The following is a 23,328-nucleotide window of genomic DNA, read 5'->3' on the forward strand; positions in this document are numbered from 1 at the left end:
CCGGCGCATCGCTGCGCCGCGTCACGGATGTTGCCGCGGTGCACGCCACCCCCTAACAGCCATGGGATGCTGGCCGGGCTCCTGTTCGCGATCCATGAGGCAGAGGACCGACCGGGGACGCTGGCGGCGACGCTGCCGTTCGCCGCGGCCTCGCTGATCGAATATCAGGCGCGGCTGCTGGTGGCGTGCGACGCCGCGCAGGTCGTCGTCGTCGTGGGGCGCGAGACCCCCGAACTCGCCGGCGCGCTGGCGCGCATCGCGCGGCGCGGCGTCTCGGTCGACGTGGTCCGCACCGCCGCCGACGCGCTGGCGCGGCTCCACCCGCTCGCGCGCGTGCTGATGATGGCGGACGGGCTGGTTACCACCGAGGGCGTCGTCCACGCGCTGGCCGGCGAGGGCGGCGACGCGCTGCTGGTGGTGCCCGGCGCGCAGGCCTCGCCGCTGTTCGAGCGCGTCGGCGCCGGCGCGGCCTGGGCGGGCGTGGCGCGGCTCGACGCGCGGCGCATCGCCGAGGCGGCGCGGCTGCCCGACGACTATGACCTGCAGTCGACGCTGCTGCGCGCCGCCGACCAGGCCGGGGCGCGCCATATCTCGCTGCGCCTCGACGACATGGAGCTGGGCCATGGCATCGAGCGCCGCGCCAGCGCGCTCGAGGAGCGCGGCCGCGCGGTGCTGTCGGCCTCGATGGCGGTGCGGCCGAGCTGGCTCGAGCGGCTGGTGCTGCGTCCGCTCGCGCGCGCGGTGATCCCGGTGATCGCGCGCCGCGCCATCGGCACCGGCGCGTGCACCGCCGCGGCGGGGGCGGCGGGGCTGGTCGGCTGCGCCGCGATCGCGCTCGGCGCGCCGGGCCTGGGTATAACGGTGGCGCTGGCCGCGGTGCTGCTGGCCGAGATCGCGGGCGCGCTGGCGCTGTTCCGCGACGAGCCCGCGCTGCTGCGCGCCGGGCGCGCGCTGGTCATGGCGGTGCCCGCGGTCGCCGCGCTGCTGCTCGCGCATCTCGTCGACCGTGAGGCGGCGACCGCCAGCGCGCGGCTGCTCGCCCTCGGCGCGCTGGTCGCTGGGGGCGTCGGCGAGCGTGCCGCCGGCGCCGCGCCGCGCCGCGCCTGGTGGGGCACCGCGCCGGGCTATCTCGCGATCCTGGCGGTGGCGACGCTGCTCGGCTGGCCGACATTGGGGCTCGGTCTGGTCGCGGCCTATGCCGCGCTGACGCTGGTGGCCGCGGTCGAGTGGCTGCGGCGGGTGACTTAGAGCGTGGTTAAGGATCGCTCGTTAAGGGGTGGGGAGATGCCCGCCCAACCCTCTCAGGCGATCGACTCGGACCTGGCCGCGCGCGTCGCGGCGCAGGCGGCGTCGGCCGATGGTCGCGCGGGCGCGCGCCTCAGCGCGGCGATCGCCGACGTGTTCGTCGACACGCGCGACCGGCTCGACGAGCGCAGCCGCGTCGCGATCAACCGCCTCGTCGAGACGACCGTCGCCGCGATCGAGCGCGACATTGCCGGCCATGCGGCGCGGCTGCTCGAGGCGCGTGGCCTGCCCGACGCCGCCGCGCTGCTCGCCGGCAATCGCGCGATGACGCTGCCGCGGCTGGTCGAGTCGGGGCTGATGCGCGACCCCGAGGTGATGGGCGAGCTGATCGCCCAGGCGCGCGTCGACCTGATCGACGAGGCGCTGGCGGCGCAGCGCGCCCCGGGCAGCAGCGCGACCCTGCTCGCCGCCTTGGCCGAGAGCGCCGACGGCGTGGTGCGCGGCAGGGCGGTGACCTATCTGGTGGCGGACAGCCGACGCCGGCTGGCGCATGCCGAGCGCCGCGCCGAGCTGCCCAGCGAGCTGCACGAGAGGCTCGCCTGGTGGGTGGCGGCGGCGCTGCGCGAGCGGCTCGGCCACGGCGTGCCGGCCGAGGTCGATCGGGCGCTGTCGGAGGCGAGCCAGCGCAGCATCGCCGCGCACGACGACGCCGAGCGAGTCGAGACCGCCGCGGCGCAGCTCGCCGCGGCGATCGATCCGACCGCGGGCGCGCTGCCGCAGCTGATGATCGACTCGCTCGGCGAGGCACGCACCACCTTGTTCGCCGCGCTGCTGGCGCACGCGCTCGGGATCGAGCCCGCCGAGGCGCGCGGGCTGACGCTCGACGGCGACAGCGATCGGCTGTGGCTGGCGCTGCGCGCGCTCGGGATCGAGCGCCACGTGATCGCGCAGATCGGCTTCGTGCTGTGCGAGGCCGACCGCGAGCGCGACGTCGAGAGCCTGCCCGACTCGCTCGACCGGGTCGCCACGCTCGCGCCCGAGACCGCCGCGCGCGCGGTGGCGCCGCTGACGCTCCACCGCGACTTCCGCGCCGCGGTGCGCGCGCTCGCCCGCAGCCCGCGCGCGTGACCGCGCTGGCGACGCTGCACGCGGCGGTCGACCGCCACGATCGGCTCGCCCGGGCCGACGACGCCTTCGCCGCGCTCAACGCGCGCGCGGGCGGGCGGCACGGCGCGCTGCTCGCGATCCCGCAGGTGGCGGTGCTGGTGCGGCTGGCGCGGCGGTTGCGCATCCTCGTCTCGCGCGCGGTGACGATCGCCGACGGCGAGCGCGACCTCGACTGCTGGGTCAAGGCGATCCCCGACGAGACGGGGGTGGTGCTGACCGTGTCGCTGCTGCGTGAGCGCGCCGCCGGCCACGCCCGCGCCGGCGCCGCGACGTCGGAAGAGGTGTCCGCGCCCGAGGACGCCGACTGGACCTGGGAGGTCGACTCGGAGCTGCGCGTGACGCGCTTGTCGCTCGGCGCGGCGGCGCGGCTCGGGCTCGACCCCGCCGCCGCGCTCGGCCGCCCGCTCAGCCGGCTGTTCGTGCTCGAGCCCGATCGCGGCGGGACGATGCCGCTGCTCGACGCGCTGACCGAGCGACGCGACTTCGCCGACCAGCCCGCCCGGCTGCACGGCGGCGGCCCGCGCGTGACGCTCGCGGGGCATGTGCGGCTCGACACCGGCGGCGGCTTCGGCGGCTTCGTCGGGGGCGCCTATGCCGCCGCGCCCGAGCCCGCGGCGCCGCAGCTCCGCCCGTTCGACCACCGGCTCGACACGCTGTTGCGCGGCGCGCTGGCGCGGATCATCGCCGACGCCGAGGGGATCAGCGCCGCGGGCGACGGCCCGCTCGACAGCCATTACGCCGATTATGCCGCCGACATCGCCGGCGCGGGGCGCCACCTCCTCGGGCTGATCGACGACCTCGTCGACCTCGAGGCGATCGAGCGCGACGATTTCAGCACCGAGCGCACGCCCGTCGACCTCGCCGACGTCGCGCGGCGCGCCGCCGCGCTGCTGGCGACGCGCGCGGCCGAGGCGGGGGTGACGATCGACCGCGCCGGGTGCGAGCACGAGCTCGTCGCGCTCGGTGAGTTCCGCCGCCTGCTCCAGGTGGCGGTGAACCTGATCGCCAACGCGGTGCGCTACGCGCCGCGCGACAGCGCCGTCGTGCTGACCGTGCGGCGCGAGGGCGGGCGCGCGCTGCTGACGGTCGCCGACGCCGGTCGGGGTATCGCGGCGGTCGACCAGGCGCGCATCTTCGGTAAGTTCGAGCGGGTCGATCCCGGCGAGCCCGGCGGCAGCGGGCTCGGGCTCTATATCGCGCGCCGGCTCGCCGAGGCGATGGGCGGCGCGCTCACCGTCGACAGCGCGCCGGGCGAGGGCGCGCGCTTCACGCTGGCGCTCCCCGCGGGCTGAGCCGCGCTCAGCGGGCGCGGGGATCGAGCGCGGGCACCTGCCGCGCCGCGCCGGCGGGCTCGATCCCGGGGCGCGCCCCGGTGGGCAGCCGCTCCTCGCCGCGGATCGCGCGACCCGCGCGCCGGATCGCGGCGGTGAGCCGCGGGTAGATGCCGCAGCGGCAGACGTTGGTGATCGCCGCCGCGATCGCCTCCTCCGAGGGCATCGGGTCACGCCGCAGCAGCACCGCCGCGGCCATGACGATGCCGGGGACGCAGAAGCCGCACTGCGACACGTTCTCGGCCAGCAGCGCGAGCTGGACCGGGTGGGTGCGATCGCGCGACAGCCCCTCGATGGTGGTGACGAAGGTCCCCTCCGCCGCGGCGAGCGTCACCTGGCACGAGCGCACCGCGCGCCCGTCGACGTCGACGGTGCAGGCGCCGCAGCTGCCGGTGCCGCAACCATATTTGGTGCCGGTCAGGTTGGACGCGTCGCGCAGCGCCCAGAGCAACGGCGTCTCGGGGGCGAGGCGATACTCCACCGCCTCGTTGTTGACGGTCAGCCGGGTCATCCGCGCTCGCGATAGGCGTCGCGGATGTGCTGCATCCAGCCGGCGCTGGGCTGGACGCCGGTGTTGCGCGTGCGCGGGCGCCGTGCCGCGGCGATGTCGACCTGCGCCTCGAAGTGCAGCCCCGCCAGTGTCGCCTTGGCCCACATCACGCGCGCCGCGAGCTGCTCCAGCGATCCCATCGTCACGCGCACCTCGTCGCCGTGAGTCAGCCCCGCGCTGTTGTCGACGCACGCGCCGGTGACCGAGAGGTTGCGGACGCGACACTCCACCGCCTCGGTGCCGGTGTCGACGAGCGCGTAGAGGATCACGCTGCTGCGCGGTTCGCGGGGAGGGGTCGACATGCGGGCAGCTCTAGGTCCGGTATCCTAACGGGTTGCTACCTCGATCCCACCGTCTCGCCGCGGGGGCAACCCCCGTGCGACGGTTGTCCCGCGATCGCGCAGAAACGCTATGAAATAGCGCCGGATCAGTTGCCTGTGTCGTAGATTTTGTCATAAGCGCGCGATGGCAGGTCCTACCGTGCAACGCGACCCCGACGCGGAGTCGCTCAACCTGACCGCGTGCGACCGCGAGCCGATCCACGTCCCGGGGGCGGTGCAGGCGCACGGCCTGCTCCTGGTCGCCGACGCGTTGTCGCTCGAGATCGTCGCCGGGGCCGGCGCGATCGAGGCGCTGTTCGGCGACGACTGGCTCGGCGCGCGGCTCGACGCGCTGCTCGCGCAGGACGTCAACGCGCTGGCCGAGGCCGTGCCGATCGGTCCCGGGGGGACGATCCTGGCGGCGCCGGTCCACGGCCACGACGTCGCGCTCCACCGCACCGGGCAGTGGCTGCTCGCCGAGCTGGAGCCGGTGGGCGAGGCGGGCGGCGGCAGTGTCGCCGAGACGCTCGGCTGGCTCGACGCGATGGCGGCGGGGTTCGAGCGCACCACTACCTTCTCCGCGCTCTGCGAGCGCGCCGCCGTGGCGTTCCGCGCGCTGACCGGGTTCGACCGGGTGATGGTCTATCGCTTCCTCGACGACGAGGCGGGCTGCGTCGTCGCCGAGGACCGCGCTCCCGGGCTCGACACCTTCCTGCACCATCACTTCCCCGCGAGCGACATTCCGCGGCAGGCGCGCGCGCTCTACGTGCGCAACCGTACCCGCGTGATCCCCGACGTGAATTACCTGCCCGCACCGCTGCGTCCGTCCGGCTTCGAGCTGACCGATCTCAGCGATGTCGCGATCCGCAGCGTCTCGCCGGTGCACGTCGAGTATCTGCGCAATATGGGGGTGGGCGCGTCGGCGTCGATCTCGATCGTCAAGGACGGGCTGCTCTGGGGTCTGGTGGCGTGCCACCATGCGACGCCGCGGCTGCTGCCGCGCGCGACCCGCGCCGCCGCGGCCGCGCTCGCCGGCGGGCTGGCGCGCCAGCTCCGCGCGAAGGAGGAGGCGGAGGCCTATCGCGAGCGGCTGGCGCTGCGCGGCGAGGAGGATTCGCTGCGCTCGCTGCTGCTGACCAGCGACACGCCGCTCGACGTGGTGCAGGCGCGCGCGGAGGACATCCGCCACGCCTTCGGCGCCGACGGGCTGGCGCTGGTGCGCGGCGGTCGCGCGACCGCGGTGGGCGTGGCGCCGCAGGAGACCGCGCTCGTGGCGCTGGCGCGCTGGCTGGCGTCGCGCGACGAGACCGCGCCGCTCGCGACGCGCGAGCTGGGCAAGGACTGGGCCGATGCCGCCCGCGTCGCGCCGATCGCGGGTGTGCTCGGCTTCGCGCTCGGCGACGGCGACGCGCTGCTGTGGCTGCGCGCCGAGAAGATCGAGGAGATCGAGTGGGCGGGCAACCCGCACAAGGCGGTGCCGCACGATCCCCGGGCGATCCTGCGCCCGCGCGCCTCGTTCGAGTCGTGGCGCGAGCAGGTGCACGGCCGCGCGCGGCGCTGGACGCTCGAGCAGGTCGACGGCGCGGCGCGGCTGCGCCGCCTGCTCGCCGAGGCGCGCGCCGCGGCCGAGCTGCGCCGGCTCAACCGCGAGCTGGAGCGCACCGGCGCCGAGAAGGACGCGCTGCTCGCGCAGAAGGACCTGCTGATGCGCGAGGTCGACCATCGCGTGCAGAACAGCCTGCAGCTGGTCTCCTCCTTCCTCGCGATCCAGGCGCGCGACGCCGGCGCGGGAGCGGTGGCCGACCAGCTCCTCGAGGCGCGCTCGCGCCTATCGGCGGTGGCGCTGGTGCACCGTCGCCTGTACCGCGACGACCAGATCGAGGTGATCGACCTCAGCCGCTACATCGGCGAGCTGATGCAGGACCTGCGTTCGTCGCTGGGCGAGGAATGGAGCCGCCACCTCACGCTCGACCTCGCGCCGGTGCTGATCCCGACCGACCGCGCCGTCAGCGTCGGCCTGATCGCCGCGGAGCTGGTGATCAACGCGACCAAATATGCCTATCCGACACAGCGCGGCGGCGCGATCGACGTGGTGCTGGAGCAGCACGGACACCTGCTGCGGCTGATCGTGGCGGACCGCGGCGTCGGCAAGGCGGCGGGCGGCGACGGCGGTTTCGGCAGCCGGATGATGAGCGCGGTGGTGCAGCGCATCGGCGGCACGGTCGAGTTCCAGGACAACGACCCCGGCACGCGCGCGCTGCTCACCGCGCCGATCGAGGGCGACTGAGCGCGGCGTCGCGGAGGCGGTGAACCCGAGTCGCGAACGGGCCGTTTGTTCGAGCTGATCGGCGTGCCGCGCGCCCCGCCTGTCCGCCACCGCGGCGGAGGTCGCCGCCGCGTCGCTCTCGCGCCGGCGCCCGGCGCCGCGAGGATGGTGCTCGTGGCGCTGGGCTCCTGCCCGCGCAGGCGCCCGGTCCTGCCCCGAACGGGCGGTGGCATCCTAGTCGAACCCGCGCTCCAGGAAGCGTTCCGCCAGCGCGCAGTGCATCGCCACGCCGGTGGCGAAGACCTGCTCGTCGATCGTCATCCGCGGGTTGTGGAGCGGCGGGTTGGTCTCGGGCGTCGTCCCGGGTGCCGCCGCGCCGACGAAGGCGATCGCGCCGGGCAGCTCGCGCAGCACGTAGCTGAAGTCCTCGCCGCCCATGATCGGCGCGGGCATCGTCGCCCAGCCCTGCGCGCCGCCGATCTCCTGCGCCAGCGCGCGCATCAGCCGCGTGGCGCGCGGGTCGTTCATCGTCACGGGATAACCCTCGTCGATGCTGGTCTCGACGGTGCAGCCGTGCGCCTCCGCCACGCCGCGCGCGACCTGGTGGAAGGCGGCGCGCGTCGCCTCGCGCGTGCCCGGCGACAGCGTCCGCAGCGTGCCCGCGAGCTGGACCTCGTCGGGGATGATGTTGTGCGAAGAGCCGGCGTGGATCTGCGTGATCGTCAGCACCGCGGGATCGGCCACCGGCACGCGCCGCGCGACATGCTGCTGGAGCGCGGTGACGATCGCGCAGGCGACCGGGATCGGGTCGATCGCGTCGTGCGGCATGGCGGCGTGACCGCCCCGGCCGCGGACGGTGGCGCGGACGGTGTCGGTGGAGGCGAGCAGCGCGCCCTCGCGCCCGATGAACACGCCCGCGGGCGCGTTGGGCAGGACGTGGAGTGCGAAGGCGGCGTCGGGGCGCGCGCGGTCGAGCAGCCCGTCGGCGATCATCTCGCGCGCGCCGTGATGCCCCTCCTCGCCGGGCTGGAACATGAAGACGACCGTGCCGGCCAGCTGGTCGCGTCGCTTCGCCAGTGCCTTGGCGGCGCCGACCAGCATCGCGGTGTGCGCGTCATGACCGCAGGCGTGCATCGTGCCCGGCAGCGTCGAGGCGAAGGGCAGGCCGGTCTCCTCGGTGATCGGCAGCGCGTCCATGTCGCCGCGCAGCAGCACCGTGCGCGCGTTCGAGCCCGCGCCGCCGTCGCTCCGGCCACCGCGCAGGATCGCGACGAAGCCGGTGGTGCGCGTGCCGTCGTGGATCTCGAGCGGCAGGCCGGCGAGCGCGGCCTTGGCCTTGGCGGTGGTGAGCGGGCAGTGCAGACCCATCTCGGGCTCGGCGTGGATCGCGCGGCGCAGCGCGACGACGTCGGCGAGCTGCTCGGCGCCGAGCGCGCTCCAGTCGGTGGGCGAGTCGAGCGGTGGGGACATCGGGGACACTCCTTCTCGCCCCGGTGTAGACCCTCGCGCGGCGCTAGTCGACGCGCCGCGCCGCGGTGATCGTGATCACGGGCGCGAGCATCTGCCCCTTCATCACGCCCTCTCCCAGCGTCGGCGAGGTCGGCGCGGCGAGGATGCGGCGCACCACGTCCATCCCTTCCAGCACGCGGCCGAAGGCGGCGAAGCCGGGGCTGTCGGCGGTGGCGTCCATCGAGCTGAGATCGCCCACGGTGATGAAGAAGTCGCCCGCGGCGGTGTCGGGCTTGGCCATCGCCATGGACAGCGTGCCGTCGCGGTGGCTCAGCTTCGTGAGCGTGGTCGGCTCGTGCTTGATCGGCGGCAGCGTGCGCTTGGGGTCGTTGCGCGTGCCGAACTGCGCCAGGCCATAGCCGTCCGCCACCTTGACCGCGCGGTAGAAGCCGACGCCGTCGAGCTTGTGCTGGTCGACGTAGCGCAGGAAATTGCCCGCGGTGACCGGCGCCGCCCTCGTGTCGACCCCGACGAGGATGTCGCCCGCCGCGGTGCTGAGGCGGACTCGGGTGAGCGCGGCGGCGTCGGTCGCGGGGGCGGGTGACGGGGCAGGGAGCTGCGGCGCGGGCGCGACGCTCGCGGGCGCCTGCGGCCGGGTCTCCGCCGGGGCCGCGGGCACGGTCTGCGCGGCGAGCAGCAGGGCGAGCGCGGCGATCATGCCGCCACCCGCGGCGCGCGCGCGATCATCACCGGCAGCGAACTCGCCTTGGTGCCGCTCAGCTGGAGCACGTAGCGCCCCGGCCCGAGCTGGAAGTCGACCATCTTGCGGATGCCGCTGCACGCCGGGCCGTGGCCGTGCGCGCTCGCCGCCAGGGCGCGGCCGGCGCGCACCACGTCGATCCATGCCGCGTCCCCGAGCGCCACCCGATAGGTGCCTGCGCGCGCGATCTGGAAGAGCGCGAGGCCGGCCGTCTCGCCGAGATCCGGCTCACGCGGCGGGGCGACCGCGGGGGTGACCTGCTCGGCGGGGGCGAGCCGCAGGTCGGCACCGTGGCCGACCACGATCACCGGCGCGCTGCGCGTGCTGATCCCGGCGGCGAGCGGCGCGCGGCGCGACCATCCGGTCAGTCCCGCGGGCAATGCCGGCCGCGCGACGGCACAGCGCTGGTCCGCCGCGGGCTCGGGCGCGGGCGCCTGCGCGATCGGCGCGGCCGCGACGAACAGGGGAAGCAGCAGCGAGACTGTGGACATCCTGGGCTCCATGGAGGAACCTCTCTCTACCTTCTCGGCGCCCGCGCATCCAGCCCGGGAGTCCGGCGTTGAGGCACACAGGCGACCCGCGACGGTGCGATCGCGCCGGAGCGAGGTGGTCGGCACAGGAGAGCGAGCATGAGCGACTCGAGCGAGGACGGCGCGGGCAAGAGCGGGGCGGACGGCACGGGCACCCTCGGGGGAGGGGCGGCCGACCAGGCGCGGCGCGGCGCCGAGCAGATGCGCGACGCCTTCAACGAGCATGTCGTCGACCCGGCACGGCGCGCGGGCGAGGCGATGCGCGCCTCGGGCGAGCGGATCGCGCAGAACGGCTCGGCGCTGGGTTCGACGATCATCGACCAGGCCGAGGCCAACGCGCGCGAGGCCTTCGCCGCGCTGCGCTCCGCGGCGGGCGCGCGCGACCTCACCGAGGTGATGCGGATCCAGGGCGAGTATCTGCGCAAGCAGGGCCAGCGCTCGATGGAGCAGGCGCGCGAGATCGGCCAGCTGATCATGCAGTTCGGTCGCGAGGCGATCCACCCGGCCGTGGGCGAGGAGCCGAAGCGGGAGGAGTGAGGCCGCCACTATCGGACCGCTTGCACTCACGATGGCGTCCTGAGTTTGTCTCAGGATCCACTGTCCCGCACGCACCGCGCGAGCGGATGGGGCGGCCCGGTAGATCCTGAAACGGGTTCAGGATGACAGACCTGGATGAAGGATCGCTTCACTGCCGTAAGTTACCCTCCTGTGTCCGCGGGAGCACGGCCGCCAATCAGCGACTTATCGCGCCCCCGTCGTCGCGCGCACGCCCGCCGCGTCCGCCGCGCTCCCCGTCGCGGTGACCGGCCCCTGCGGCGTCGCGTCCAGCAGCGAGTCGCCGCCGAGCGTGCGGTACAGCGTCACCAGGTTGGTCGCGCGGGTCAGTTGGGTCTGCACCAGCGTCTGCTGCGCCGAGTAGAGCTGACGCTGCGCGTCGAGCGACGAGAGGAAGGTGTCGATGCCACCGCGATAGCGCGCGTTCGTGAGGTCGAGCGTGTCACGCGCGGCCTCGTAGAAGCGCCGGTTGGCGGCGAGCTGCTCGGTGATCGTCCCGCGCCGCGCCAACGCGTCCGACACTTCCTGGAAGGCGGTCTGGATCGTCTGCTCGTAGGTGGCCAGAGCGGCGTCGCGCTGCGCGACGCTATACTCGACCCCGGCACGGCCTGCCCCGGCCCGGAAGATCGAGTAGCTGGCGTTGGGTGCGACAGAATAGTTGAATGAGCCGCTGTTGAAGAGCGTCCGCAGCGCGGTGCTGGCGAAGCCGACCAGGCCGGTGAGCGAGATGCGTGGGAACAGCTCGGCGCGCGCCGCGCCGATCTCGGCGTTGTAGGCGCGCAGCGAATATTCCGCCTGAACGACGTCGGGGCGGCGCAGCAGCACGCCCGAGTCGATCCCGGCGGGCAGCTCGCCGATCGTCGTCGCGGCCTGCTCGATCGAGGGAGGGAGCAGCGCGGCGTCGACCGGCGCGCCGACGAGCAGCTGGAGCGCGTTGACGTCCTGCGCCAGCAGCGTCGTCTGCTGCGCGAGATCGGCCTCAGCGGTGGCGAGGATCTGCTGCGCCTGGCGCAGGTCGGTGCGCGGCGCCACCCCGCCGCGCAGGCGCGCCTCGGTGAGTCGGACGCTCGCGCGCGCGGCCTCGGCGGTCTGCTCCGACACGCTGAGCAGGCTGCGGTCGGCGGCATAGGTGAGCCAGGCGTTGGCGATGTCGCCCACCAGCGTCAGCCGCGTCGCTCGCGCCGCCGCCTCCTGCGCGAAATAGCGCGACAGCGCCGCGCTGGTGAGCGAGCGGACGCGGCCGAACAGGTCGATCTCAAAGGCGGTGACGCCGAGCTGCGCCTGGAAGGTGCTGCGCGCCGAGGAGACGGTGGTGACACCGGTGCCGCCCGTTCCCGTGCCGGTCCCGCCCGTGCCCGTCCCACCCGTACCCGTGCCGCCGGTACCTGTGCCGCCCGTCCCCGTGCCGGTGCCCGTCCCGCCGGTGTTGGTGCCGGTGACCACGCCGCTGCTGCCGCTGTCGCGATAGCTGTAGGCGCCCGTGGCGTTGACCTGGGGGAAGAGGTCGGCGCGCTGGATGCGATATTGCGCGCGCGTCGCCTCGATGTTCGCCACCGCGACGCGCAGGTCGCGGTTGTTGGCGAGCGCCTGGTCGATGATCGCCTGCAGCCGCGGGTCGCGGAAGATGTCGCGGTAGGTGACGCTCGGTAGCCGCGCCTCCGACTGGCGCAGATAGGCGTCGCCGGCGGGCCAGGAGGTCGGCACCGGCGCGGCGGGGCGGACATAGGTCGGCGCGAGCGAGCAGCCGGCCAGCGCGGTGCCGGCGGCGAGCGCGACGAGCGCGGGGAGGCGGGTCATCGGGCGGGCTCCGGCGCGGGCAGCGCGGGGTGGTCGATCGGGCGCGGCAGCTGCGGCGGGCGCTCGCCCCCGGGCGCGCCGCCCCCTGGACCGCCGCGGTCGCCGCCACCACCCTCTTCCTCGTCCGGACTCGGGTCGGCGCCGCGACGCAGGCCCTTGAGGCCGTCGCGGAAGCCGCGGCGCACCAGCACGAAGAACAAGGGGATGTAGAAGATCGCGAGCACCGTCGCGGTCAGCATCCCGCCGATCACCGAGGTGCCGATCGCGATCCGGCTGTTCGCGCCCGCGCCGGTCGAGATCGCCAGCGGCAGCACGCCGAAGATGAAGGCGAGGCTGGTCATGATGATCGGGCGCAGCCGGATGCGCGCGGCGGAGAGCGCGGCGTCGATCACGCGCTTGCCCTTCTTCTCCTCCTGCTCGGCGAACTCGATCATCAGGATCGCGTTCTTCGCCGCCAGCCCCATCGTCGTCAGCAGGCCGATCTGGAGGTAGACGTCGTTGACCAGCCCGCGCAGCGTGGTGAACAGGATCGCGCCGACCAGCCCGAGCGGGATCACCAGCAGCACCGCGAACGGGATCGACCAGCTCTCGTACAGCGCGGCGAGGCACAGGAACACGACGAGGATCGAGAGGCCGTAGAGCAGCGGCGCCTGCCCCGAGGAGAGCCGCTCCTGGTACGACAGCCCCGCCCAGGACACGCTGGTGCCCGGGATCTGCCCGGCGAGTTCCTGGATCCGCGTCATCGCGTCGCCCGAGCTCTTGCCCGCCGCGGCCGAGCCCTGGAATTCGAACGAGGGCACGCCGTTGAAGCGCGACAGGATCACCGGCGCCTGGCTCCAGCCGATCCGCGCGAAGGCGGAGAAGGGCACCATCTGCCCGCTGCTGCCGCGCACGAACCATTGGTTGAGGTCGGTCGGGGCGGCGCGGTACGGCGCGTCGCCCTGGACGTAGACGCGCTTGACCCGGCCGCGATCGACGAAGTCGTTGACGTAGCGGCCGCCCCAGGCGGTCGACAGCGTCGTGTTGACGTCGGCCTGGCTGAGCCCGAAGGCGGCGAGCTTCTGCTGGTCGACGTCGACCTTGAGCGTGCCGACGTCGGGCAGCTCGGTCAGGCGCACCGAGGTGAGCGCCGGGTCGGCGTTGGCGAGCGCGAGCAGCCGGTCCTTGGCGTCGTTGAACTTCTCCGCGGTCATCCCGCTGGTGTTCTGCAGCTCCATGGTGAAGCCGTTCGACTGGCCGAGGCCGCGGATCGCGGGCGGCACCAGCGCGAAGACGCGCGCGTCGCGCAGGCCCCGGAACGCCGCCGAGGCGCGCGCCACGATCGCGTCGGCGGTGTTCTCCTTGCCCTTGCGGTCGTCCCAGTTCGTCAGGTTGACGAAGCCCTGGCCCGTATTCTGCCCGCTGACGCCGCCGCCGCCGCCGCCGCTGACGGTGAACATGGTGGTGACGTTCTTGCCCTCGCTGCCGGCGAGATAGTCCTCGACGCGGTGCTGCACCTCCTCGGTGCGCGCGCGCGTGGCGCCGGCGGGAAGCTGGAACTGCACCAGCGCGCTGCCCTGGTCCTCGGTCGGCAGGAAACCGGTCGGCAGCCGCACGAACAGGATCACGAGCAGCGCCACCGTGGCGGCGTAGACGAGCAGGAACAGCCACTTGCGGTCGATCACCCGGCGCACGCCGGCGACGTAGCGCGCCACGCCCTTGTCGAACGTGTCGTTGAACGTGTCGCGCGCGCGCTCGAGGAAGTGCGCCACCTTGGGGAGTTTGCGGCCGAGCCAGCTCTGCTCGATCGGGTCGCCGTTCTCGTCGTGGCTCTGCTTGAGCAGGGTCGCGGTCAGCGCGGGCGAGAGGATCACCGCGACCAGCACCGAGAGCACCATCGCCGACACGATCGTCAGCGAGAACTGGCGGTAGATCACGCCGGTCGAGCCGCCGAAGAAGGCCATGGGCATGAACACCGCCGACAGCACCAGCGCGATCGCGACCAGCGCGACGGTGATCTCCTTCATCGACTCGATCGTGGCCTCGCGCGGCGTCATGCCGGGATTCTCGTCCATCAGCCGCTCGACGTTCTCGACCACGACGATCGCGTCGTCGACCAGCAGGCCGATCGCGAGGACGAGGCCGAACAGGGTCAGCGTGTTGATCGAGAAGCCCGCGACGTAGAAGACGGCGAAGGTCCCCAGCAGCACCACCGGCACCGCGATCGCGGGGACCAGCGTGGCACGCCAGCTCTGGAGGAAGACGAACATGACGATGACGACGAGGATGATCGCCTCGATCAGCGTCTTCACCACCTCCTCGATCGACAGCTTGATGAAGTCCGTCGTGTCATTGGCGAAGGCGTATTCGAGGCCGGGCGGGAAGCCCTTGGCGGCGGCGGCGACCTGCGCCTTGACCAGCTCGGCGGTCTTGAGCGCGTCGGCACCGGGTGCGAGCAGCACCGCGATGCCCGCGCCGGGGTGGCGGTTGACCCGGCTGAAGGCGTTGTAGCTCTCCGCGCCCAGCTCGATCCGTCCCACGTCCGCGAGCCGCACGGTGGCGCCGCTGCTCTGCGTCTTGAGGATGATGTTGGCGAACTCGGCGGGCGTCTGCAGCCGCGACTGGGCGGTGACGATCGCGTTGAGCATCTGCGTGGACGGCATCGGCTGGCCGCCGATCTCGCCCGCCGCGACCTCGGTGTTCTGGTTGGTGATGGCGGTGACGACGTCGCCCGGCATCAGCTGGTAGCTGTTGAGCTTCTCCGGATCGAGCCAGACCCGCATGGCATATTGCGAGCCGAACACGTTGGTGTCGCCGACGCCCTGGATGCGGCCGAGCGGGTCCTGGAGGTTGGAGACGAGATAGTCCGAGACGTCCTGGTTGGTCAGCTTGTCGGTGACGTCATAGACGCCGACGATCAGCAGGAAGTCCGGGTTGGACTTGCGCACCACGAGGCCCTGCTGCTGCACCTGCTGCGGCAGGCGGCTGAGCGACTGCTGGACCTGGTTCTGCACCTGGACCTGCGCGATGTCCGGGTCGGTGCCCTTGTTGAAGGTGGCGGTGATCGTCACCGAGCCGCGGCTCGACGAGCTCGACTGGAAGTAGAGCAGCCCGTCGATGCCGGTGAGCTGCTGCTCGATCACCTGGGTGACACTGTTCTGCAGCGTCTGCGCGTTGGCGCCCGGGAAGGTCGCGCGGATCGAGACCTGCGGCGGCGCCACGTCGGGATATTGCGCGATCGGCAGCGACAGGATCGCGCCGACGCCCGCCAGCATCACGATGATGGCGAGCACCCAGGCGAAGATCGGCCGATCGATGAAAATGCGCGACATGAGCGATCAGCCAGCCTTGCCCTTGGCCGATGACATCTTCTCCATCTGCTCGGGCGAGGGCGCCTTCACGTTCTGCGGCGTGTCGGCGGGCACGGGCTGGAGCGGCGTCTTGGGCTTCACGTTGGCGAGGCCCTGGGTGATCACCTTGTCGCCGTCCCTGAGCCCGCCGGTGACGACCCAGAAGGCGCCCTGGGTGCGGTCGGTGTTGACGGTGCGCTGCTCGGCGCGGTTGTTCGCACCGACGACGTAGAGCGTGGCCGCCCCCTTGGCGTCGCGCGTGATCGCGGTCTGCGGCACGAGATAGGCGTTCTGCTGGATCGACTGCGAGAACACCGCGCGGACGAACATGCCCGGCAGCAGCAGCCCGTTGGGATTGGCGAAGCGCGCGCGCAGCGTCACCGTGCCGGTGCTGGGATCGACCACCACCTCGGCGAACTCGACCGTGCCCTTGATGCCGTAGTCGCTGCCGTCCTCCAGCTTGAGCGTCACCTCGGCGCGCGCGGGCACCGCGCCGCCCGACGCGAGGCTGCGGCGCAGGGCGAGCAGGTTGGCGCTCGACTGCTGGATGTCGACGAACATCGGGTCGAGCTGCTGGATCGTCGTGAGCGGGTCGGTCTGGGTCGCGCTCACCAGCGCGCCGACGGTGAACAGCGAGCGGCCGATGCGCCCGGTGATCGGCGCGGGCACGGTGGTGAAGCGCAGGTTGACCCGCGCGGTGTCGAGCTGCGCGCGGTTGACCGCGATCGTGGCCGCGGCCTGGCGCTGCGTCGCGACCGCGTCGGTATAATCCTGCGCGCTGATCGCCTCTATGTCGGCGAGCGGCTTGTAGCGGTCGGCGCGGATCTTGGCCGCCTCGTAGGTGGCCTGGGCGTTGGCCACGTTGGCGCTCGCCTGGTTGGCGCTGGCGCGGTAGAGCGAGGGATCGATCTGGTAGAGCGGCTGGCCGCGCTTGACGATCGCGCCCTCGGTGAAGAAGCGGCGCTGGATCACGCCCGAGACCTGGGGGCGCACCTCCGAGCTCTGATACGCGACGGTGCGGCCCGGGAGTTCGCTGGTGGTCGGCACCGACGTCGGCTGGACCACGACATAGCCGACCGTCACCGGACCCGACTGGCCCGGCGCGCCGCCTTTCTCCTTGCCCTGGGGTTGGTCGCCCCCGCCGCCGCACGCGGCGAGCGCGAGCAGCGCCGACGCCGCCGCGCCACCGATGACCTGGCGGCCCGGCCGAACATCGATACGCATTCTCAGTCTAATCCCCGCGAGAGACTTCGGGCTGCCCCGGCGCCTAACCGCAATTTGTCGCAAATGTTTCGCAAGGGTGCCAGAATTTTCGCGCGACCGACCGGTACTGGTGATCGTCTCGTCGACCGGCACGGCAGCGTCATGAAACCGATGCCGCGCTGGGTCGTTGCAGGGTGACGGGGGCTCAGCGGAACGCCGCATGCCTCGCCTAAAGGGGCGTAGTTTTTGTCTTTTTCCGTTCGTCGCTCGCGCCTCCTGCTCGCCACCGCGGGTCTGGCGCTGGGCTGTGCCGCCGCCTCGGCGCAGATGCAGAAGCCCGGCACCGCACCCGCGCAGGGCCCCGACTCGCCCAGGCCGGCCGATGCCGCGCCGGCCACCGACAGCACGGCGATCATCCCCGAGGCCGAGTTCGACGCCGCGCTGCCGCCGCTGTCGGGTGACCTCGACGCGCCGCTCGAGCCGATGCCGGCCGACCCCGCGCCGCCGTCAGCCCCGCCGTCCCCGGCGGATAGTTCGCAGGCGCCCGCCCAGGCGGCGGCGCAGCAGCCGATCACGCCCGGCGCCTTGCCCCCCGCGCCGCCGCAGGACCCGCAGCTGGCGCAGCCGCTCGAGCCGCTGTCCAGCTTCAACAGCGCGCCGCTCCAGACCGTCGCCGATCCCGCCAAGGGCGACCAGCCCGACGTCCGCTACGCCAGCGAGGTGAAGGGGCTCGACCCGCTCGGCCTCACCGACGAGTTCGACTCGCTGTCCGCGCTCAAGAAGGGCGGCGGCAAGGCGGACAATGCCACCCAGGTCTCGGCGCGCGCGCGCGAGGACGAACAGCTCGCGCTGCGGCTGATGAAATCCTTGGGCTATTATGACGGGACCGCGGTCGCGACGGTCGACACCGTCGCCGGTACGCCGGCGACGCTGCGCGCGCTCGTCACCGCCACGCCGGGGCAGCAGTACAAGCTCGGCAGCGTCACGGTGAAGGCGGATGCGACCCAGCCTCCGGAGCTGGTCCGCCGCGAACTGCCGCTCAAGGTCGGCGACCCGATCGAGGCGGCGCGGATCCAGGGCGCCGAGGCCAATGTCAGCCTGCGCCTGCCGCAGCAGGGTTATCCCTTCGTCAAGGTCGGGGAGCGCGACGTGCTGCTCGACGAGCAGGCCGGCAAGGGCGACTATACGCTGCCGGTCGACACCGGGCCGCGATCCTCGTTCGGCAAGCTGCGCAGCGAGGGCGAGCCGGTGTTCGACCTCGAGCATCTCAACGTCTTCCCGCGCTTCGACCAGGGGCAATTATACGACGCTCGGCTCACCGACGACCTGCGCGAGGCGCTCGTCGCGACCGGGCTGTTCAACGGTGTCGGCGTCGAGCCGGTGCGCACCGGCGTTACCGCGGCGGACGGCACGGAGCAGGTCGACCTGCTCGTCCGCCAGACCCGCGGGCCGGCGAAGAGCCTGTCGGGCTCGGTCGGCTACAACACCGGCGAGGGCGTGAAGGCCGAGGCCAATTTCACCAACCGCAACCGCTTCCCTCCCGAGGGCGCGCTGATCCTGGGCGTGATCGCGGGCACGCAGCAGCAGGGTCTCTCGGTCGGGCTTCGTCGCCAGAACGCCGGGAAGCGCGACCGTACCGTCAGCCTGCTCGCGAGCGCCAACCACTCCAGCTACGACGCGTTCGACGCCTTCACCGGCACGCTGTCGGGCCGGGTGAGCTATGATTCGACGCCGATCTGGCAGAAGCGCTTCACCTATGCCTACGGCTTCGAGCTGGTCGGCACCAACGAGAGCGTGTTCGATTTCGACAAGTTCGACCGCGACCGCCGCACCTACGGCGTCGTCGCTCTGCCCGGGCAGGTGCTGTTCGACACGTCGGACGACCTGCTCAACCCGACCCGCGGCTATCGGGTGAAGCTGAACGTCAGCCCCGAGGTCTCGGTCTCGGGCCAGACCAAGCCCTATGCGCGCACGCTGATCGAGGGGACCGCTTATTATCCGGTGAGCGACAGACTGGTGATCGCGGGCCGCGCGCGCGCGGGCAGCATCTTCGGGATCGCGCGCGACGACATCGCGCCCTCGCGGCGTTACTATGGCGGCGGGGGCGGCTCGGTGCGCGGCTACGGCTTCCAGCGGCTCGGGCCGCTCGAGCCGGTCGCCTCGCTCACCCCCGACTCGAGCGGCAACGTCGACCGCGCCGACCTGCGCCCGCTCGGCGGCCGCAGCATCAACGAGTTCGCGCTCGAGGCGCGCTACCGTTTCGGCAATTTCGGGATCGTCCCCTTCGTCGACGCGGGCAACGCCTATGAGAGCAGCCTGCCCAAGGGCAGCGACCTGCGCATCGGCGCCGGCATCGGCGGGCGTTTCTACACCAATTTCGGGCCGCTGCGCGTCGACGTCGCGACCCCGCTCAACCCGCGCGAAGGGGACGGCAAGATCGCGCTGTATATCTCGATCGGGCAGGCATTCTGATGGCCGAGGACACGCTCCCGACCGCCGCCGACACCGTCGTCCGCCGCCCGCTGTGGCAGCGCGTGCTGAAGTGGGTCGGCATCGCGCTCGCCGCGCTGGTGCTGCTCGTCGTCGCCATCGTGCTCGGGATCAACACCGATCCCGGCCGCCGCTTCGTCGCCGACAAGATCGGTGGCTACACCACCGCCTCGGGGCTGAACATCAAGGTCGGGCGTATCGACGGCTCGCTCTACGGCCAGCTGCGCCTCAGCGACGTGCGCGTCAGCGATCCCAAGGGCGTGTTCCTGACCTCGCCGCGGCTCGACCTCGACTGGCGCCCGTTCGCGTTCGTCAACAACCATGTCGACGTGCGCAGCGTGGCGGCCGATCTCATCACGCTGCGGCGCAACCCCGAGCTGAAGCCGACGCCGACCACCCCCGAGGACGAGAACGCGCCGCTGCTGCCCGACCTCGACATCGACATCGACCGGCTCCACGTCGGCCGCTTCGTGATGGAGCCGCCGGTCGCGGGCGCGCGCCACGTCGCGCGCTTCGACGGCCAGGCGCATATCGCCGACCGTCGCGCGCAGCTGGTGGTCGACGCCGCGACGCTGCGCGCGCCCGGCGTCGCCGGCGGCGACGTCGCGCGCGTGCGGCTCGACGCGGTGCCCGACGACGACAAGCTCGACCTCGACGTGAAGCTCACCGCCCCCGCCAACGGCGCGGTGGCGCAGCTCGCCGGGCTGAAGGCGCCGCTCACCGCCACGATCGGTGGTCGCGGCAGCTGGGCGTCGTGGCAGGGCCGGATGCTCGCGAACCTGGGGGGCGGCGAGCTCGCCAACCTGGCGATCACCGCGCGCGACGGCCATATCGAGGTCCGGGGACCGACGCGGCCCGGCCTCTACATCGAGGGTCCGGTGGAGCGGCTGACCGCGCCCGCGCTCGACGTCGCCGCCGACGTCACGCTCGCCGAGCGCCGCGCGGACACGCGGATCAGGCTCAGCTCGCGCGCGCTCGCGGTCGACGCGGGCGGGGTGATCGACCTCGCCAACAGCCGTTTCGGCAATTTCGCGGTCGATGCCAAGCTGCTGACGCCGGGTGCGATCATGCCGGGCGTGAGCGGGCGCGACGTGCTCGCGCGCGTGGTACTCAACGGTGCCTTCGCGACCCCGACGGTCGACTATAAGATCCGCGCCGCCGCGCTCGGCTTCCAGCAGACCTCGGTGCAGGACCTGTACGCCGAGGGTCTGGCGCGGGTGAACAGCGATCGCATCCTGGTGCCCGTCCACGCGCGCGCGCGCCGCATCGCCGGGCTCAACGCCGCGCTCGGCGGGCTCACCACCAACGCGCGGATCGACGGCGATATCGCGGTCGCCATGCCCAACATCCTGTCCGATAACCTGCGCATCCGCTCGGACACGATCGATGCCACCGCGATCATCGCCGCGAACATGGAGACGGGGCGCTACACCGGCGGCTTGCAGGGGCGCGTGAACGATTTCCGCGTCGACAGCGTCGGCATCATCAACGTCCAGACCGACGCCAAGCTCGTCCCCGGCCCGAATGGCGGGTTCGGCATCACCGGCCGCGTCGCGCTCCAGACCAAGCAGTTGTTCAACGAGGGGGTGCGCACCTTCCTCGGCGGCAACGCGGTGATGAGCACGCGCTTCGGCTACTCGCCGACCGGCGTGGTGACGTTCCAGAGCCTGTCGCTCAACGCGCCGCAGTTCCGCGTGACGCGCGGGCAGGGGCGTTTCGACCCCGCCAACGGCGCGCTGCTGGTCGACGCCGACGCTTACTCGACCCAGTACGGCCCGCTCTACGCGCGCGTGACCGGCTCCTCGACCGCGCCGGTGGTGCGGTTGCGCGCGCCCCGGCCGGGCGTGGGGATCGGCCTTGCCAACCTCGACGCGCGCGTGGTCGGGCGCGGCGGCGCCTATCAGGTCAACGCCAGCGGCGGGACCAATTACGGCGCCTTCACCGCGGACGTGCTGGTCACGCCGGGCACTCAGCTCGCGGTCGACATACGCCGCGTGCTGTTCGCCGGCATCGACTTCGCCGGCCGCGTCGTCCAGACGGCGGCCGGGCCGTTCGCCGGGCAGGTGCGCTTCGCGGGCAACGGGCTCAACGGCGATGTCGCGCTCGGCGCACAGGGCAAATATCAGCGCGCCAGCGTGAACGCGCGCGCCGCGGGCGCGACGATCCCGGGCCTGGCGGGCTTCAGCATCGGTCGCGCGATCGTCACCGCCGACGCGGTGCTCTACGACAAGCCGCAGATCGTCGCCGACGCGCAGGTCGCCAACCTGCGCTACGGCGCGACGCTGCTGCAGACCGGCCGCGTGAAGGTGGACTATCGGAACGGCGCGGGCACGGCGCAGGCGCTGTTCAACGGCTCCAACGGCGTGCCCTTCCGGCTCGCGGTCAATTCCAAGCTGTCGCCGAGCCTCTATCTCGTCGCGCTGAGCGGCGCGGCGAACAACGTCGGCTTCCGCACTGCCCAGCCGGCGCGGATCATCCCCGCGGGCGGCGGCTACCGGCTCGAGCCGGCGCGGCTCGACTTCGACAAGGGTTCGGTGCGGCTCGCCGGCCGCTTCGGCGGCGGCGCGACCCAGGCGCAGATGCGGCTCGACCGGCTCGACCTGTCGCTGATCAGCGCGCTCGTGCCCAACCTCGGGGTCAACGGCCAGGCGACCGGCAGCCTCGACTATGTCCAGGACAAGGGCGAGGCGTTCCCCCGCGCCGACGCCCGGCTCAACGTCACCAACTTCACGCGGTCGAGCCTGGTCGCGGTGTCCGAGCCGGTCGACATCGTCTTCCAGGGCCGTCTGTCGAGCGCGGCGGGCGAGGGACGCGCGCTGATCAAGCGCGCCGGCACGCCGGTCGGGCGGATGGTGGCGACGCTCACCCCCTCGGGCAGCGGCAGCTGGACCACCCGGCTGATGCAGGGGCCGCTCGGCGGCGGGATCCGCTACAACGGGCCGTCGGGCGTGCTGTTCAGCTTCGCCGGGCTGGCGCAGCAGCAGCTCAGCGGACCGATCGCGATCGCGGCGGATCTCGGCGGCACCGTCTCGGCGCCGCGCGTGATCGGTCTGATCCGCGCCGACAATCTCACCTATGACAACGAGACCTATGGCACGCGTCTGACCAACATGAAGATCGCCGCGCGCTTCAACAACGACCGGCTCGAGCTGCAGCAGCTGCAGGCGCGCGCCGGGCAGGGGACGGTACAGGCGCAGGGCAATGTCGGGCTCGCCGCGGCGCAGGGCTTCCCGCTCGACGTCCGCGTGGCGATGCGCAACGCCCAGCTGGCGCGGTCCGACGCGCTCGGCGCCACCGCCAGCGGCGACATCCGTATCCAGAACAGCGCGAGCGGCGGGCTGATCAGCGGGCAGATCAACGTGCCCAACGCGCGCTACGAGATCATCCGCCAGGGCGCCGCCGAGGTGCCCGAGCTCACCGGCGTGCGCAAGAAGAGCGAGGTGCTCGCGCAACAGGCCGCAGTGGCGGCGGCCAAGGCGGCGGGGCAGCCGCCCGCGCCCGCGTCGCCGCCGGGACTGTTCAAGCTCGACCTGCGGGTCCGCGCCGACAACCAGCTCTACGTCTCGGGCATGGGGCTGGAGAGCGAGTGGCAGATGGACATGCGCATCGGCGGCACCTCGGCGGCGCCGATGATCAGCGGCGGGCTTGACCTGGTCCGCGGCACCTATTCCTTCGCGGGCAAGCGCTTCGAGGTGGAGCGCGGGCAGGTACGCTTCCGCGGCGGCGCGCTGACCGACCCGGACATCAACATCCTGGCCACGACCACCAACGACAATGTGACCTTCAACATAGCGATCACCGGTACCGGCCAGCGCCCGCAGATCGCCTTCACCTCGACGCCCTCGCTGCCGCAGGACGAGGTGCTGAGCCGCCTGCTCTTCGGCACCAACCCGGAGAATCTGTCGGCGACCGAGGCGATCCAGCTGGCCAGCGCGCTCAACTCGCTGCGCGGCTCGGGCGGCGGGCTGAACCCGCTCGGCAAGCTGCGCTCGGCGACCGGTTTCGACCGGCTTCGTATCCTCGGCGCGGACGAGGCGAGCGGGCGCGGCTCGGCGCTGGCGGCGGGCAAGTACCTGACCGACGACATCTACGTCGAGATCGTCACCGACGCGCGGGGCTTCACCGCGACGCAGCTGACGATCGCGCTGACGAAGGCCATCAGCGTGCTGTCGCAGGCGGGATCGTTCGGCGGGTCGAACGTGCAGCTCCGCTACTCGCGCGACTTCTAGTCGCGCGGGGCCGGCGCGCGCCCGCCGCGCGCCGGTGGTCGGCGGGGGGCGCCTCCTCGCTGGCGCGAGCGCATCCACACGCTATCTCTGTCCGATCACGGGAGGGG

15 protein-coding genes are annotated in these 23,328 nt (G+C 72.8%); 7 read left to right on the forward strand and 8 right to left on the reverse strand.

The window, feature by feature from the left end:
* Positions 1-66: 66 nt before the first annotated feature.
* From KZ813_RS01300 to KZ813_RS01310, 3 genes are read left to right on the forward strand one after another with little or no spacing between them, the layout of a single operon-like run.
* Positions 67-1,248, forward strand: a complete 1,182-nt coding sequence (locus tag KZ813_RS01300) for a hypothetical protein (protein WP_219753167.1) — start codon at positions 67-69, stop codon at positions 1,246-1,248.
* Positions 1,249-1,284: 36 nt separating this feature from the next.
* Positions 1,285-2,373: a DUF2336 domain-containing protein gene (locus KZ813_RS01305; protein ID WP_219753168.1), complete on the forward strand. Its 1,089-nt coding sequence runs from the start codon at positions 1,285-1,287 to the stop codon at positions 2,371-2,373.
* The gene (locus tag KZ813_RS01310) at positions 2,370-3,704 is read left to right on the forward strand and encodes a sensor histidine kinase (RefSeq protein ID WP_219753169.1); all 1,335 of its coding nucleotides are present in this window, start codon (positions 2,370-2,372) and stop codon (positions 3,702-3,704) included. Before KZ813_RS01305 ends, KZ813_RS01310 begins: the two co-directional genes overlap by 4 nt.
* 7 nt (positions 3,705-3,711) lie before the next feature.
* Here the strand turns inward: KZ813_RS01310 and KZ813_RS01315 are convergent, their stop codons facing one another.
* On the reverse strand, positions 3,712-4,254 hold the full coding sequence (locus KZ813_RS01315; protein WP_219753170.1) for a (2Fe-2S)-binding protein: 543 nt from the start codon (positions 4,252-4,254) through the stop codon (positions 3,712-3,714).
* The gene (locus tag KZ813_RS01320) at positions 4,251-4,595 is read right to left on the reverse strand and encodes a PilZ domain-containing protein (protein ID WP_219753171.1); all 345 of its coding nucleotides are present in this window, start codon (positions 4,593-4,595) and stop codon (positions 4,251-4,253) included. The genes KZ813_RS01315 and KZ813_RS01320 overlap by 4 nt, the downstream gene beginning before the upstream one ends.
* 163 nt (positions 4,596-4,758) lie before the next feature.
* Between KZ813_RS01320 and KZ813_RS01325 the strand changes: the two genes are divergently transcribed.
* Positions 4,759-6,900, forward strand: coding sequence for a histidine kinase dimerization/phosphoacceptor domain -containing protein (locus KZ813_RS01325; RefSeq protein WP_219753172.1), 2,142 nt, complete (start codon positions 4,759-4,761; stop codon positions 6,898-6,900).
* 213 nt (positions 6,901-7,113) lie between these two features.
* Here the strand turns inward: KZ813_RS01325 and KZ813_RS01330 are convergent, their stop codons facing one another.
* Genes KZ813_RS01330 through KZ813_RS01340 form a run of 3 tightly spaced genes read right to left on the reverse strand, consistent with a single transcriptional unit; the run spans position 7,114 to position 9,579 of the window.
* Complete coding sequence (locus tag KZ813_RS01330; RefSeq protein WP_219753173.1) at positions 7,114-8,349, reverse strand: M20 metallopeptidase family protein; 1,236 nt, start codon at positions 8,347-8,349, stop codon at positions 7,114-7,116.
* 43 nt (positions 8,350-8,392) lie between these two features.
* Positions 8,393-9,046: a peptidylprolyl isomerase gene (locus tag KZ813_RS01335; protein WP_219753174.1), complete on the reverse strand. Its 654-nt coding sequence runs from the start codon at positions 9,044-9,046 to the stop codon at positions 8,393-8,395.
* Positions 9,043-9,579 carry a hypothetical protein gene (locus tag KZ813_RS01340; RefSeq protein WP_258046302.1) on the reverse strand — a complete coding sequence of 179 codons (537 nt, stop codon included), beginning with the start codon at positions 9,577-9,579 and terminating at the stop codon, positions 9,043-9,045. Before KZ813_RS01340 ends, KZ813_RS01335 begins: the two co-directional genes overlap by 4 nt.
* 138 nt (positions 9,580-9,717) lie before the next feature.
* On the opposite strand from KZ813_RS01340, the gene KZ813_RS01345 reads away from it, so the two are divergent.
* Positions 9,718-10,155: a phasin family protein gene (locus tag KZ813_RS01345; protein WP_219753176.1), complete on the forward strand. Its 438-nt coding sequence runs from the start codon at positions 9,718-9,720 to the stop codon at positions 10,153-10,155.
* A 204-nt stretch (positions 10,156-10,359) separates the two neighbouring features.
* On the opposite strand, the gene KZ813_RS01350 is transcribed toward KZ813_RS01345, so the two are convergent.
* Genes KZ813_RS01350 through KZ813_RS01360 form a run of 3 tightly spaced genes read right to left on the reverse strand, consistent with a single transcriptional unit; the run spans position 10,360 to position 16,523 of the window.
* Positions 10,360-11,970 carry an efflux transporter outer membrane subunit gene (locus KZ813_RS01350; protein ID WP_219753177.1) on the reverse strand — a complete coding sequence of 537 codons (1,611 nt, stop codon included), beginning with the start codon at positions 11,968-11,970 and terminating at the stop codon, positions 10,360-10,362.
* A complete protein-coding gene (locus KZ813_RS01355; protein ID WP_219753178.1) occupies positions 11,967-15,281 on the reverse strand; it encodes an efflux RND transporter permease subunit in 3,315 nt (1,104 codons plus the stop codon). Before KZ813_RS01355 ends, KZ813_RS01350 begins: the two co-directional genes overlap by 4 nt.
* A 6-nt stretch (positions 15,282-15,287) precedes the next feature.
* Positions 15,288-16,523, reverse strand: a complete 1,236-nt coding sequence (locus KZ813_RS01360) for an efflux RND transporter periplasmic adaptor subunit (protein WP_219753179.1) — start codon at positions 16,521-16,523, stop codon at positions 15,288-15,290.
* Positions 16,524-16,829: 306 nt separating this feature from the next.
* Between KZ813_RS01360 and KZ813_RS01365 the strand changes: the two genes are divergently transcribed.
* Entirely contained in the window at positions 16,830-18,974 is a 2,145-nt protein-coding gene (locus KZ813_RS01365) for an autotransporter assembly complex protein TamA (protein ID WP_219753394.1), read from the forward strand.
* Positions 18,974-23,221 (forward strand): translocation/assembly module TamB domain-containing protein, encoded by a 4,248-nt coding sequence (locus KZ813_RS01370; protein WP_219753180.1) that lies wholly within the window; start codon positions 18,974-18,976, stop codon positions 23,219-23,221. Before KZ813_RS01365 ends, KZ813_RS01370 begins: the two co-directional genes overlap by 1 nt.
* Positions 23,222-23,328 lie beyond the last annotated feature (107 nt).

It is taken from the genome of Sphingomonas folli (assembly GCF_019429525.1).
Classification (GTDB): Bacteria; Pseudomonadota; Alphaproteobacteria; order Sphingomonadales; family Sphingomonadaceae; genus Sphingomonas; species Sphingomonas folii.